This window comes from Mesorhizobium sp. LNHC229A00, from assembly GCF_000502415.1.
Taxonomy (GTDB): Bacteria; Pseudomonadota; Alphaproteobacteria; order Rhizobiales; family Rhizobiaceae; genus Mesorhizobium.
In genome coordinates this window covers 328,588-342,342 of sequence record NZ_AYWQ01000006.1, presented here as the reverse complement: position 1 = coordinate 342,342, position 13,755 = coordinate 328,588, and the positions used below count along the sequence as shown (strand labels likewise).

The following is a 13,755-nucleotide window of genomic DNA, read 5'->3' as shown; positions in this document are numbered from 1 at the left end:
GAACAGATTGAGCCAGCGCCATTGCCGGGAGGCGTCGCCTCGCTCCCTTGCCGGCCCGGGCTGCTACGGATAAAAACTCGGCAACGGCGAATGTGGGAGGCAGGATGGCGTTCAAACCCAGAAAGAACACGGCCGCGATCCCGCGCACGGCGCCTTCCTTCGAGCATATCGTCACCGAGGTGAGCGACAGTTTCCTGTGGCGGCTGGACGACTATCCCTGGGAGCGCAATGTCTGGAACTTCCACCCGGAATACGAGATCCACCTGCTGCGGAAATCCTCCGGCGTGGTCCTGGTCGGCGACCATATTGGCGAGTTCGGGCCGGGCTACCTCACCATCGTCGGTGGCGGCCTGCCGCATGACTGGGTCACCGCGGTGCAGCCAGGCGAGTTGATCGAGGGTCGCGACATCGTGCTGCAATTCGATCCCGAGCGGCTGCGTGGATCGGCTGACATGCTGCCGGAATTGCGCGAACTGGAGCCGTTCCTGGAACGGTCGCTGCGCGGCATGGTCTTCCACGGCGGGACCGCGCTTGAAGGCGCCGCGCTGATGGAGCGGATGGGTACGGTGCATGGGCTGGCCCGGTTCTGCCTGTTCCTCGAACTGGTCGACCTGCTGGCCCGGACCGATGAGTATGAGCTGTTGTCATCACCGAACTTCCAGCCGGTTCTCGACGCCGCCTCGCTCGACATCATCCAGCGCACCCTGACCTATCTGTTCCAACATTTCGCCGAGGACCTGAAGCTGCCTGACGTGGCCGAGCTGGCCGGCATGAGCGAAAGCACCTTCTCGCGGTTCTTCCAGAAGAACACCGGCAATTCGTTCAGCGACCATCTTGCCAAGCTCAGGCTATGGCAGGCGTGCAAGCTGCTGGCCGACACCGATGTGCCGATCACCGACATCTGTTTCCAGGTCGGCTACATGAACATCTCCAACTTCAACCGCGCCTTCCTGCGCAAGCACAAGATGACGCCGACATCCTATCGCAAGCTGTCGCGGCAGCGTCTGGCGATGCGCGCATAAGCGCATCCTGAATCACCATTTTGGACCAGATCGATACTCGTGTGACGCGCCCCGTATGTGGACGCCGATTTTTGCGCTGCACAATGCATAAAAGTACAGGTCTGCTGCAACGGGGCTTCTAGCTTGGCCCATCGCAACCGCGCATTTTGGCGATGGGTGGCATGTCGTTCGGGCGATGGTGAGGATCGCGCAACCCGAGGACCTGCGTTTCCCGCCACGTATTCCTGGAGGAGAAAAGATCATGAAACCAGTTCGGCTCGCTGCCAGCCTTGGCGCAGCTTTCGTGCTTTCCGCTACCGTTTCAACCCTAGCCCTGGCGCAGGCGCCGGTCTGTTCGGCACCGGTCAAGGTGCTGGCGCAGCCACGCGACGGCCTGACGCTTCTGGAGGACTCAAAGGCCGAGTTCGAGAAGCTCTCCGGCGCGGGCTTCAAGATTGATTATCTTAACGAGAACGATCGCCGCGCCAAGTCGCGCGCGGACGCGTCCACAGTCGGCAACTACAACGTCTACTATGTCGATGAAGCGAATGTGGCGCTTTTCGCCTCGTCGAAGTGGATCGTGCCGCTGACCGATTTTTATCCGGCTGACTACGACTATGCCGACTTCGACCCAGGCCGCCAGAAGGTTGCCACCTATGACGGCAAGGTCTGGTTCGCGCCGCTGACCGGCGGCGGCGACCTGATGGTCTACCGCAAGGACGTGCTGGAGGCCGCCGGCATCCAGCCGCCCAAGACGCTGGACGAGCTGATCGCCGACGTGCCGAAGCTGACCAATGCCGACAAGGGCATGTATGGCATCGCGTTGCGCGGCGCACGCGGCTCGGGCGCCAATGTCTGGCGCTGGATGCCGTTCTTCAAGGCCTATGGCGGCAAGTGGTTCGATGGCGACAAGCCGGCCTTCAATTCCGAGGCCGCGGTCAAGGCGACCGAGACCTATCTGAAGCTGTTCAAGGATTCGGCACCCGGCACGCAGACCGGCAGCTGGGACGAATCGACCGGCGCCTTCCTGTCGGGCCAGGTCGCGATCCTCGTCGAATCGACGCCGCTTTCGGGCATGGCGGTCGACCCGAAAACCTCGCAAGTGGTCGGTAAGATCGGCTTCCTGCCGCCGCCCTCGCCACTCCCCGGCGGCGGTTACGGCCATGGCCTTGCCATCGCGGCAAAAGCCAATGCCGACGACGCTTCGAAGAAATGCGCCGGCCTGTTCATCGCTTGGGCGACGTCGAAGGAAAACGAGAAGCGCCGGCTCGACGCCCACCAATTCGGTGAGCTGAACCGCACCAGCATCCTGTCCAGCAAGGAGTTCGCCGATATCTACGGCGCCGATCTCGGCCAGGCGCTTGCCGAAACCGGCAAGGTGACGGCGGTGAACTTCTGGCAGGACCCACGCTGGCCGGATCTCGGCGACCGCTGGGGCATCATCCTCGAGGAATTGATCGCCGGCACGCGCACCGACGTCAAGGGCAGCCTCAACGAGCTCGAGGCCTATGCCAATGAGCTGGTGAAGAAGTAGGTCCCTCCCTCTTGCGGCGCGCGGTTCGCGGCAGTCTCGGGACTGCTGGATCCTGTGCGTCGCAGGAGGGCCCACCAGTCACGTCCAGATATCAAAGACACAGCAAGGCCTGAGACCAATGCCTCGACGTTCATCCCTGCCGGTCGCCTTTGTCGTGCCGACACTGGTCATTCTGCTGGTCCTGTCGATGGTGCCGACGCTCTACGCGGTCATCATCGCCCTGCAGAACCGCGAGCTGAGCTCGACGGCCTATTCCTGGGTCTGGTTCTCGAACTTTTTGGATCTATTCTCCGACCGCCGCTTCGTCAACGCCGTCTGGGTGTCGGTGAAGTGGGAGATCGTCACCGTCGTGGCGACAATGGCAGTGGCCATTGGGCTGGGCGTGTTGATGTTCGAGGTCGCGTCGCCGCGCCTGCGCAATCTTTACTGCCTGCTGTTCATCATCCCGGTGCTGCTGCCGCGCGTCTCGGCCGCCTTCGTGTGGAAGTTCGCCTACCATCCGCTCTACGGAATCGCCACCTACCCCTACCGGCTGCTAACCGGCGGGCTGATCTTCGACCCGCTGTCCAAGCCCGCGACGGCGCTGTTCGCCGTCGCCTCGGTCGATGTCTGGCAATGGGGCCTGTTCTTCGCCGTCATCGTGCTCAAGCTGCTGGAGACCTTGCCGCCGCAGCCGATCGAGGCGGCCAGGCTCGACCATGCCCGGCGCTGGCAGATCCACGCCTACGTCACCTTGCCGATGCTGAAGGCGCCGCTGATCAGCCTTATGTTCGTCAAGATGATCGAGTCGCTGCGCTCCTTCGACCTCATCTATGTGATGACCCGCGGCGGCCCCGGCGTGGCGACCGAAACGCTCGACATGTACGCCTTCTCGCAAGGCTTCATCGAGTCCGGCAAGGTCTCCTACGCCTCGGCCATGGCCGTGCTGATGATGATCGCCACGGTCATCACCTTCACCATGCTGTGGAAGCGGGTGCAGGCATGAAGGCCGGTCGCATCATCGCCAAGGCCGTCCTGGCCTTCGCCGGATTTCTGGCCGTGTTCCCGCTGCTGTGGACGGCGCTCAATTCACTGAAGAACAGCGTCGACATCATCACCCGCGTTCCCCGCCTTGTGTTCACGCCGACGCTTGCCAATATCAGCTACATCCTTGGCCGCGACAGCGTCATCACCGGCCTCTACAATTCGGTCATCGCTTGCGGCACGGCCGTGCTGATGGGCGTCGTGCTTGGCCTGCCCGCGGCCTACGCCGTAGCGCGCTATCCCAACCGCTGGGCCGGCGACATCCAGTTCTTCGTGCTGTCGCTGCGTTTCCTGCCGCCGGTGGCGGTGGCGATCCCGCTGATGGTGATCTGGCTGCAAATCGGCCTCTACGACACTTTGCCGGCTTTGATCGTCACCTATTCCCTGCTCACCATCTCGGTGATCATGTGGCTGGCCATTCCGGCCTTTCAGGCCGTGCCGAAAGAAATCGAGGAAGCCGCCTTCGTCGATGGTTACGGCGCTTACGCGGTGTTCTGGCGGATCGCGCTACCCGTGGCTGCCCGTTCGCTGATCGGCGCGGTTGCCTTCAGCTTCGTGCTGGTCTGGAACGAGTTCCTGATCGCGCTGATGCTGTCGAGTTCCAACGCAAAGACCTTGCCGATCGTCGCGTCCGAACTCTCCCAGCAAGGCATGAACGTGCCGTGGGGAATCTTGAACGCCTCGGTCGTGCTCCTGTCGCTGCCGCCGCTGCTTTTCCTCGGCGTGCTCAGCGGTTTCCTGAATTCCGTTTTCCGGCAAAAAAAGACTTGAAGTGAGGACGACCCGATGCGGGCTTTGGTACTTGAGAAAAAAGGCGAACTGTCGCTGCGCGAGATCGCGTTGCCACTCGATGTCGGACCCGACGATGTCAGGATCGCCATCCACACGGTCGGCGTCTGCGGCAGCGACGTGCACTATTATACGCATGGCGCCATCGGCAGCTATGTCGTGCGGGCGCCGATGGTGCTCGGCCACGAGGCCGCCGGCACAATCGTCGAGGTCGGCCCCAATGTCAGGAGTCTGAAGGTCGGCGACCGCGTCTGCATGGAGCCCGGCGTGCCGAACCTGTCGTCGCGCGCGACAAAACTCGGCATCTACAATGTCGACCCTGACGTTACCTTCTGGGCGACGCCGCCGGTGCATGGCATTCTTGCTCCCTATGCGGTGCACCCGGCGGCTTTCACCTACAGGCTGCCCGACAATGTCTCCTTCGCCGAGGGCGCCATGGTCGAGCCCTTCGCCATCGGCATGCAGGCTGCAAGCCGCGCCCGGATCGTTCCGGGCGATGTCGCCGTCGTCGTCGGCTGCGGCCCGATCGGCATCATGATCGCGCTTGCCGCCCTTGCCGGCGGCTGTTCGAAAGTGCTGATTTCCGATTTTTCCGCGCCCAAGCTGAAGATCGCAGCGCAATATGCCGGCATCGTGCCGGTCAACATCGGCGAGCAGTCGCTGGTCGATGCCGTCGCGGCCGCGACCGACAATTGGGGCGCCGACATCGTCTTCGAGGCGAGCGGCAGCCCCAAGGCTTTCGCCGACCTGTTCGATGTCGTGAGGCCAGGTGGCGCGGTGGTGCTGGTCGGGCTGCCGGTAGAGCCGGTGACCCTCAACGTGCCGGCGGCGATCTCGAAGGAAGTGCGCATCGAGACGGTGTTCCGCTATGCCAACATCTTCGACCGCGCCCTGCAACTCATCGCCTCCGGCAAGGTCGACCTCAAGCCCCTGATCACCGGCACCTATGATTTCGCCGACAGCATCCAGGCGTTCGAACGGGCCGCCGAAGGCAACCCGCAGGACGTCAAGCTGCAGATCCTGCTTACAGGCGAAAAGGGCTGACAATGTCCGCGATCGTTTGCTCCCATGTCGACAAGGCCTATGGCGCCACCACGGTCATCCGCGATCTCAACCTCAGCATTGAAGAGCACGAATTTGTCGTCTTCCTCGGCCCGTCCGGCTGCGGCAAGTCGACCTTGCTCAGGATGCTGGCGGGTCTGGAGGACATCAGCGGCGGCGAGGTTTCGATCGGAGGCAAGGTGGTCAACGACCTCGATCCGGGGGATCGCGGCATCGCCATGGTGTTCCAGAACTACGCGCTCTATCCGCACATGACGATCTTCGACAACATCGCCTTCGGGCTGCGGCGCCAGAAGGTGCCGGCGGCCGAGATCCGCAAGCGGGTAGAAGCAGTGTCTAGGACGCTGGGGCTCGATCCCTATCTCGGCCGCAAGCCGGCCGAACTTTCCGGCGGCCAGCAGCAGCGCGTGGCGATCGCCCGAGCCATGATCAAGACGCCCAAGGTGTTCCTGTTCGACGAGCCCTTGTCCAATCTCGACGCCAAATTGCGCAACCATATGCGCGTCGAGATCGCGCGGCTGCACCAGTCGCTGAAGACCACAACTGTCTATGTCACCCATGACCAGCTGGAGGCGATGACGCTCGCCGACCGCATCGTGCTGCTCAAGGACGGCGTCATCGAGCAGATCGGCTCGCCAGCGGAAATCTACCGGCGGCCGGGCAATATTTTCGTGGCCGGCTTCATCGGCACGCCGAACATGAATTTTGTCGATGTGACGGTCACCCGGGCCGGCAACGGCTGGACGCTGACCGGCGCTGGAACGGTGCTTTCGATAGACGGGGCGGGCTTTCATCTCCAGCCGGGCGGTCGCGCCGTGCTGGGCATCCGCCCGCCGGACCTGAAGACGGCCGGCGCCGGCGCCGCCGGCATATTGCAAGGCACTGCCGATCTCATCGAATTCCATGGCAATGACGCGCTGGTGACCTTCGGCTCCGGCGGCAAGGAGATCAGCGCTCTGGTTCCGGCGCGCGAATGCCCGGTGCTGCATGCTCCCGTCCGCTATGCGTTCGAGGAGGAAGCGATCCACCTGTTCGACGCGACATCGGGCGCGTCCCTGCGCAAGCAATAGAGCGCCAAAACCTACCGGATGGCGTCGAGCACCTGCCGCTGCCGGTGCATTTCCAGGAAAATGCGGTAGTCGCGATCGAAGCGGGCGCCGGCCGCCGGGTTGGCGGCGCGTGTCTTGCCGCCCTGCTGCATGGCAAGGCAGNAGGTTCTCGCCCTCGGCGGCGCGCAGTTCGGCGACGCGCGCGGCGATCCTGGCATGCATGGCCGCGTTCGGCTCGCCGCCGGCGCCGTGCCAGCGGATGATATGGTCGAGCAGCGCCCCGGTCGCCGACTGGCCACCCTCCGACAACCACAGCTTCGGCAGCGCGGCGCCGTAGTAAGGGCCCCATACGCCGGCGAAAGGCTGCGGGTCGGGCGACATCGCCATGACGCAGGAGGATGTGCCTGCGATCAGCGCCAGATGGCGGCCAATATTCTGGTCGTCGCCGGCAAAGCCGCCGAGCACGCCAAGCGCCCCGGCATAGGCATCGATGACGCCTGCGCCGACGCGGCAGTTCTCGGTCAGGCCGAGTTCCGCCGCTGCCTGCGCTGTCAACGGGCCGATATCGACGCCAACCGGGCTTGCCTTTTCGGGCAGATTGCCATGGTCAAAAAGATCGTCGAGGCCGACGAGTTCGAAGAAGTCGCGCTGCCATGCGATGTCCTGGTGCGCCAGATAAGTCCACTTCGCTGTCAGCGTGCATTGCGAGCGGGCCAGCGAGCCCGTTGCCTGCCAGGTCAGGAAATCGGCCAGGTCGAACAGATAGCCGGCTTCATTCCATGTCTTCGGTAGATTTCGCTTCAGCCACATCAGCTTCGGCGTCGCCATCTCGGGCGACATGACGCCGCCGATATAGTTCAGCACCTCGTGGCCGCTCGCCGTGCATTCGTCGGCCTCGGCGATGGCGCGGTGGTCGAGCCAGACAATGGTGTCCCAGCGCTTATCGCCGCTCGTCGACACACTGAGCTGGCCGCCTTGCCTGTCCCGCACGACCAGAGAACAGGTGGCATCGAAGGAAATACCGGCAATATCCCCGGCTGCGACGCCGGCTTTTTCCCGCGCTGCACGCACGGCTGTGCAGACGGCGGTCCAGATATCGCGCGAATCGTGCTCGGCATGATCGGGCTTCGGCTGGTTCATGGCGATCGGCCGCTCGGCACGGCCGAGCAAGGCGCCACTGGCGTCGAGAATGCCCGCGCGAGCGCTCCCGGTGCCGACATCGACCGCGCAGACAAACTGTTTCGTCAAGATGCTCTAACTCTCGCTCCCAGGCCTGCAATCAGATCGGGCAATTGCAGCATGTCAGCGAATATAAAGTCCGGTTCGGTCGACGCAAGCCGCGCTTTCAATCCCGGATTGCCGGCGTGCGCGCCGCCGGTAAAGGCAAGGACGCGCATGCCTGCCGCGCGTGCGGCGGCGACACCGGCCGGGCTGTCCTCGATGACGAGACATCCGCGCGGATGGGCTCGCATGGTCGCGGCGGCGTGGAGGAACAGGTCGGGCGCCGGCTTTCCCTTGGCAACCATGGCCGCGCTGAACAGATGTGGCTCCATCAGCGTCAGCAGACCGGTGACATCGAGCGCGTAACGAATGCGTTCCAGCGTGCCGGAAGAGGCGACGCAGTACGGCAGGCCGAGGTTCGACAGCATCTCCTTGACGCCGGGGATCGGCTTCAGCTCCTCGCGAAACTTTCGCATGAGGTCGACACGCATGGCGGTGAGATGCTGATCGGTGATCTCCAGGCCGAAGTCGCGGCTGAGGATCTCGCGCACGCTTTTCATGCTCTTGCCTAGGAAATGCTCGTAGGCAGCGTCCTCGCCGAGACTGCCGCCCGCGAGTTCGATCATGCCGAGCAGCGCCGAAACGGAGAGCGCCTCGCTGTCGACCAGCACGCCGTCGCAGTCGAAGATGACCAGTTCAGGCGTCATGATGCCGGCTGGCTCTCAGAGCTTGCTGGCGAGATAGCGCGTCAGCGTGGTGCGCGTGCCATTGGCCCAGAGCACGTTGAGCGCGTGGGCGAAGGCCTCGACGAAGGCGGCGGCGCGGCCGACATCGCCATAGATATCGTCCATCGCAAGCCACGCGGCGGGCGCGTCCTTTGCCGCCTTCGCCGTTGCCTTCAGCCGGTCCCAGCTGGGGTCGTTGGGCTCGATGACGGCGCCGCTGTCCGTCGTGCCGAAGCAGTAACGGCACCAAAGGGCCGATTCCAGCGCCAGTCCGGCAACGCCTTTGCCGGCCTTCAGGCGGTCGGCAATGGTCGGGATGATGAATTTCGGCTGGCGATTGGACCCGTCGAGGCAGAGCCGGCGCACCGTGTCGCCGATCTTGGGATTGGAGAAGCGCCTCTCGATAAGCTGGTAATAGTCTTCCAGCATCGTGTCCGGCACCGGCGGCACGGTCGGGATAATCTCATCGTGCTCGAGCTTGTCGAGGAACCCGCGCACCAGCGGCTCCTGCATCGCTTCATGGACGAAGTGGATGTCCATCAGCCCGGCCGGATAGGCGATGGTGGCGTGGCCGCCATTGAGGATGCGGATCTTCATCAGCTCATAAGGGGCGACGTCCTTGACGAACTGCACGCCGACCTTTTCCAGCGCCGGGCGGCCATCGGTGAAATGGTCTTCCAGCACCCATTGCCGGAACGGCTCGCAGAACACCGGCCAATTGTCCTCGAGGCCGAAATCGTCGGCGAGGATCTTGCGCTCGCGGTCGCTGGTTGCCGGCGTGATGCGGTCGACCATGGCGTTCGGGAAGGCGACCTTGTCGCTGACCCAGTTCGCCAGATCCTCGTCGATCAGGCGGGCAAGGCCGATGACGCCATCCGACGTGACATGACCGTTGTGGGGAATGTTGTCGCAGGACATCACGGTGAACGGCACGATACCATCCTCGCGGCGTCGCACCAGCCCGGCCAGGATGATGCCGAACACAGTCTTTGGTGTGGCGCCCGGCTGCGCGTCCGCAACGATGTCGGGATGGGTCGGGTTGAAGACGCCGGAAGCCGGGTCGATGAAATAGCCGCCTTCGGTGATGGTCAGCGAAACGATCCTGATCGCCGGGTCGGCCAGCCGATCGATGATGGCGCCGGCATCGCCCGGCATCAGGAAATCGATCATCGCGCCGGTGACGCGGGCGCTCATATGGCCCTCGTCCTGCTCGACCACGGTGGTCAGCCAGTCCTGCTCTTCAAGCTTGCCGCGGCCGATCTTCTCGCCGTCGAACACGCCGGCGCCGACCAGCGCCCAATCATGACCGATGCCCTGACCGAACAGGTCGTCGAGATAGACGGCCTGGTGCGAGCGGTGAAAATTGCCGACACCGAAATGCACGATGCCGGCTTTCAGCGCCGAGCGGTCATAGTTGGGACCTGCGACCTTGGGCGGAAGCCCGGCGAGGCTCGAGGAAGAAAGTTTCACGGTCATCTGCTTTACCCTTTGGCCGATTTGCAGCCCGACTGTTTCGCCTCCTTCGGGAGGGCGAGGGTGAGGGGCCGCACCTGGTGTTCCAGCATGCGGCCCCTCACCCGCCCCCGCGGCGCCTTCTCCGGAGGAAAGAAAGAGGCGCCGTCCCCCTCAAATCGTTCTTTTCAACTCATCCATTGGCCGCCATCGACATTGTAGGTCTGGGCAACGATGTATTCGGCCTCGTCACTGGCGAGGAACACGGCCATGCCGGAGAGGTCTTCCGGCTTGCCCATGCGGCCGTAAGGCACGCCTTCGCCGACCAGCCGCTTTTTCTCGCCCTTCGGCCGGTTCTCGTATTTGGCGAACAAGGCATCAACCTCGTCCCACATATCGCTGTCGACGACGCCGGGCGCGATGCCGTTGACGTTGATGCGGTGCTTGATCAGATCGAGCCCGGCCGACTGGGTCAGGGAGATGACCGCGGCCTTGGTGGCACAATAGACCGCGACCAGCGGCTCGCCGCGACGCCCGGCCTGGCTTGCCATATTGATGATCCTGCCGCCCTTGCCCCGCGCGATCATCGACCGGGCGGCTGCCTGCAGCATGAACAGCGTGCCAGCGACATTGACGGAGAAAAGCTTTTCATAGCTCGCCCGAGATATCTCCACGATCGGCGCTAGGTCGAACAGAGCGGCGTTGTTGATCAGGATGTCGAGACCGCCCGCCTTGTCCTCCACCGCCTTCACCGCGGCATCGATGGATGCCTGATCGGTGACGTCGAGTTTCACGGGATAGGCATTGTCGCCGATCGCGGCGGCCGTCTTCTGCGCGGCTTCAAGGTTGATATCGGCGATCGCGACAGTGGCACCCTCGCGCACATAGGCTTCGGCGAAAGCCCTGCCGATGCCTCGCGCCGATCCCGTGATCAGCGCCGATTTGCCTTGCAGCCTCACTGTCCTATCCTCACCGGCCCATCCTCATTGGCCCATCCTCACTGGCCCATCCTCACTGGGCCATCGCCTTCCCGTCAGCGCCGAAGCGATGCAACTTGGCTTGGTCAGGGGTGAGATAGATGGTGTCGCCATGGCGAACCGCCAGTTCGCCGTCGGCACGCACCGTCAGCGGCCCGACGCCGTCGGCTTGAACGTGCAGGAACGTGTCGGAGCCCAGATGCTCGGCAACGCCGACCGTCGCCTTCCAGTCGCCCGCCGTGGTCGAGATCTGCATATGTTCGGGCCGGATGCCGATGGTCTTGGCGGTATATTTGCCAGCCGGCGCGCCTTCGATCAGGTTCATCTTGGGCGAGCCTATGAAGCCGGCGACGAACAGGTTCTTCGGCGTCTTGTAGAGCTCCATCGGCGAGCCGACCTGCTCGATGTTGCCGGCGTTGAGCACGACGATCTTGTCGGCCATGGTCATGGCCTCGACCTGGTCGTGGGTCACGTAGATCATCGTGGTCTTGAGCTGATGGTGCAGTTCGCTGATCTCCAGCCGCATGGTGCCGCGCAGTGCCGCGTCGAGGTTGGACAGCGGCTCATCGAACAGGAAGGCCGAGGGTTGGCGCACAATGGCGCGGCCGATGGCGACGCGCTGGCGCTGGCCGCCGGAGAGCTGGCCGGGACGGCGTTCGAGGTAATTGGTGAGGTTGAGCACGCGCGCCGCGTCCTTCACCTTCCTGTCGATGGTCGCCTGGTCCTCGCCCGCCATCTTCAGCGGGAAGGCGATGTTCTTGGCCACCGTCATATGCGGGTAGAGCGCATAGGACTGGAACACCATGGCAAGCTTGCGCTTGGCTGGCGCCTCGCCGGTGACGTCGCGGCCATCGATGTTGATGGTGCCGCCGCTGGTGTCCTCAAGGCCGGCGATCAGCCTGAGTAGCGTGGACTTGCCGCAACCCGACGGGCCGACGAAAACGACGAACTCGCCGTTTTCGATCACCAGGTCGAGGCCGGGGATGATGGACGTCGAACCAAAGGACTTGGAGACGTTCTTGAGCGTGATGTTTCCCATGGTTTCCTCCCCGAGGGCTGTTTTTCGCCGATTCCTTCAGGCAATTTCCGTCACTTCACCGCGCCAAATGTCAGGCCGCGCACCAGCTGCTTCTGGCTGAACCAGCCCATGATCAGGATCGGCGCGATGGCCAGCGTCGAGGCGGCCGAAAGCTTGGCCCAGAACAAGCCTTGCGGGCTGGAGAAGGAACTGATGAAGGCGGTGAGCGGTGCGGCTTCCGTGGTGGTCAGCCGGATCGTCCAGAACGCCTCGTTCCAAGCCAGGATGATGTTGAGCAGCATCGTCGAGGCGATGCCCGGCACCGCCATCGGCGTCAGCACGTACCAGATTTCACCCCATAAGGATGCGCCGTCCATACGCGAGGCTTCCAGGATTTCGCCCGGGATTTCTCGGAAGTAGGTGTAGAGCATCCAGACCACGATCGGCAGGTTGATCAGCATCAGCATGATCATCAGGCCGATGCGCGAGTCCAGCAGGCCGAGATTGCGGAAGATCAAGTAGATCGGGAACAGCACGGCGACCGCCGGCATCATCTTGGTGGACAGCATCCACATCAATATGTCCTTGGTCCGCTTGGTCGGCGAAAACGCCATCGACCAGGCCGCCGGAATGGCGACCAACAGCGCCAGGATGGTCGAGCCGACCGAAAGCAGCACCGAGTTCAGGAAGAACTTGAAATAGCCGCTCTGCGCCTGGACTTCGGCATAGCTCTCGAAGGTCCCGGACGGGATCAGGTTGAAGCCCTGGATCGCTTCCTGTTCCGACTTGAACGAGGTGATGATCGTATAGAGGATCGGGAAGAAGATCAGCAGCGCGACGGCCCAGGCGGCAATTGTCGCGATTGTCTTGTGCTGGGTGGTGACTGAGCGTGCCATCGTATCCTCCCTTATTTGTCCAGATTCTTGCCGACGGCGCGCATGGCGAAGAAGGCGACGATGTTGGCGAGAATGACGGCGATCACGCCGCCCGCGGATGCCTGGCCGATTTTGAATTCCAGCAACGCCTTCTGGTAGACGAGGAAGGGCAGGTTGGTGGAGGCGTATCCAGGACCGCCATTGGTGGTGACCAGGATCTCGGCGTAGACCGACAGCAGGAAAATCGTTTGGATCAGGATGACAACGGTAATCGCCCGCGACATGTGCGGCAGCGTCAGATAGATGAAGCGGCTGATGAAGCCGGCCCCGTCCATCTCAGCGGCTTCCTTCTGCTCGCCGTCGAGCGACTGCAACGCGGTCAAGAGGATCAATGTCGCGAAAGGCAGCCACTGCCAGGCGACGATGATGATGATCGCTGTCATCGGATGCTGGCCGAACCAGTCGATCGGCTGTCCCCCGAAGAAGCGCGCTATGTCGGCGAACACGCCATATTGCGGATGCATGATCATGTTCTTCCAGACCAATGCGGCCACCGGCGGCATGACAAAGAACGGCGAGATGACGAGGATGCGCACGATCCCCTGGCCCCACATTGGCTGATCGATGAGCAGCGCCAGCAGGATGCCGCCGATCACCGTGATCAGCAGCACGCTGACCACCAGGACAAGCGTGTTGAGGATCGACTGCAGGAAGGCCGGATTGGAGTAGAACAGCGCGTAGTTGGATAAGCCGACGAACCCGTCGCGCATCGGGTTGAGCGGATTGTACTGCTGGAAGGAGAACCAGATCGTGATGACCAGCGGCACGATCATCCAGACGAACAGCAGCACCACGGAAGGCGCCATCATGAATCGGGCAAGCGAACGGGTCTGCTGAGTAGCCATGACGGTCACCCTTCAAGGATCAGGCTGAATTTTCACATGCTCTGGAAAGGCGGCCGCCCGAACTGGGTTTCGGGCGGCCGTTGCCGGTCAAGGAGGTGACCGGCGTTCGGCACCGGGAGGAGCC

General features: G+C 63.2%; 12 protein-coding genes and 1 pseudogene. 6 read left to right on the top strand and 7 right to left on the bottom strand.

Annotated elements, in window-relative coordinates; genetic code table 11:
• Positions 1-104: 104 nt before the first annotated feature.
• The 6 genes from X742_RS155705 to ugpC all read left to right on the top strand — a co-directional run bounded on the left by X742_RS155705 (position 105) and on the right by ugpC (position 6,479).
• Positions 105-1,022 (top strand): AraC family transcriptional regulator, encoded by a 918-nt coding sequence (locus tag X742_RS155705; protein ID WP_023772228.1) that lies wholly within the window; start codon positions 105-107, stop codon positions 1,020-1,022.
• 241 nt (positions 1,023-1,263) lie between these two features.
• On the top strand, positions 1,264-2,535 hold the full coding sequence (locus X742_RS155710; protein ID WP_023772227.1) for an extracellular solute-binding protein: 1,272 nt from the start codon (positions 1,264-1,266) through the stop codon (positions 2,533-2,535).
• 118 nt (positions 2,536-2,653) lie between these two features.
• Positions 2,654-3,520: a sugar ABC transporter permease gene (locus X742_RS155715; protein WP_023772226.1), complete on the top strand. Its 867-nt coding sequence runs from the start codon at positions 2,654-2,656 to the stop codon at positions 3,518-3,520.
• Positions 3,517-4,329 (top strand): carbohydrate ABC transporter permease, encoded by an 813-nt coding sequence (locus X742_RS155720; protein ID WP_023772225.1) that lies wholly within the window; start codon positions 3,517-3,519, stop codon positions 4,327-4,329. The genes X742_RS155715 and X742_RS155720 overlap by 4 nt, the downstream gene beginning before the upstream one ends.
• Before the next feature lie 15 nt (positions 4,330-4,344).
• Positions 4,345-5,391: an NAD(P)-dependent alcohol dehydrogenase gene (locus tag X742_RS155725; protein WP_023772224.1), complete on the top strand. Its 1,047-nt coding sequence runs from the start codon at positions 4,345-4,347 to the stop codon at positions 5,389-5,391.
• Between the two features lie 2 nt (positions 5,392-5,393).
• Positions 5,394-6,479 carry a sn-glycerol-3-phosphate ABC transporter ATP-binding protein UgpC gene (gene ugpC / locus X742_RS155730; protein ID WP_023772223.1) on the top strand — a complete coding sequence of 362 codons (1,086 nt, stop codon included), beginning with the start codon at positions 5,394-5,396 and terminating at the stop codon, positions 6,477-6,479.
• Between the two features lie 11 nt (positions 6,480-6,490).
• Here ugpC and X742_RS01000000170095 read toward each other — a convergent pair.
• From X742_RS01000000170095 to X742_RS155760, 7 genes and pseudogenes are all read right to left on the bottom strand, one after another.
• Positions 6,491-7,706, bottom strand: a pseudogene (locus X742_RS01000000170095) (FGGY family carbohydrate kinase).
• Positions 7,703-8,386 (bottom strand): HAD-IA family hydrolase, encoded by a 684-nt coding sequence (locus tag X742_RS155735; protein ID WP_023772220.1) that lies wholly within the window; start codon positions 8,384-8,386, stop codon positions 7,703-7,705. The pseudogene X742_RS01000000170095 and the gene X742_RS155735 overlap by 4 nt, the downstream one beginning before the upstream one ends.
• Before the next feature lie 15 nt (positions 8,387-8,401).
• Positions 8,402-9,880, bottom strand: coding sequence for a mannitol dehydrogenase family protein (locus X742_RS155740; RefSeq protein ID WP_023772219.1), 1,479 nt, complete (start codon positions 9,878-9,880; stop codon positions 8,402-8,404).
• Between the two features lie 164 nt (positions 9,881-10,044).
• Entirely contained in the window at positions 10,045-10,815 is a 771-nt protein-coding gene (locus tag X742_RS155745; protein ID WP_023772218.1) for an L-iditol 2-dehydrogenase, read from the bottom strand.
• Positions 10,816-10,867: 52 nt separating this feature from the next.
• Positions 10,868-11,872 (bottom strand): ABC transporter ATP-binding protein, encoded by a 1,005-nt coding sequence (locus X742_RS155750; protein ID WP_023772217.1) that lies wholly within the window; start codon positions 11,870-11,872, stop codon positions 10,868-10,870.
• A 50-nt stretch (positions 11,873-11,922) separates the two neighbouring features.
• Positions 11,923-12,747, bottom strand: a complete 825-nt coding sequence (locus X742_RS155755; RefSeq protein ID WP_023772216.1) for a carbohydrate ABC transporter permease — start codon at positions 12,745-12,747, stop codon at positions 11,923-11,925.
• An 11-nt stretch (positions 12,748-12,758) separates the two neighbouring features.
• The gene (locus X742_RS155760) at positions 12,759-13,631 is read right to left on the bottom strand and encodes a sugar ABC transporter permease (RefSeq protein ID WP_023772215.1); all 873 of its coding nucleotides are present in this window, start codon (positions 13,629-13,631) and stop codon (positions 12,759-12,761) included.
• Positions 13,632-13,755 lie beyond the last annotated feature (124 nt).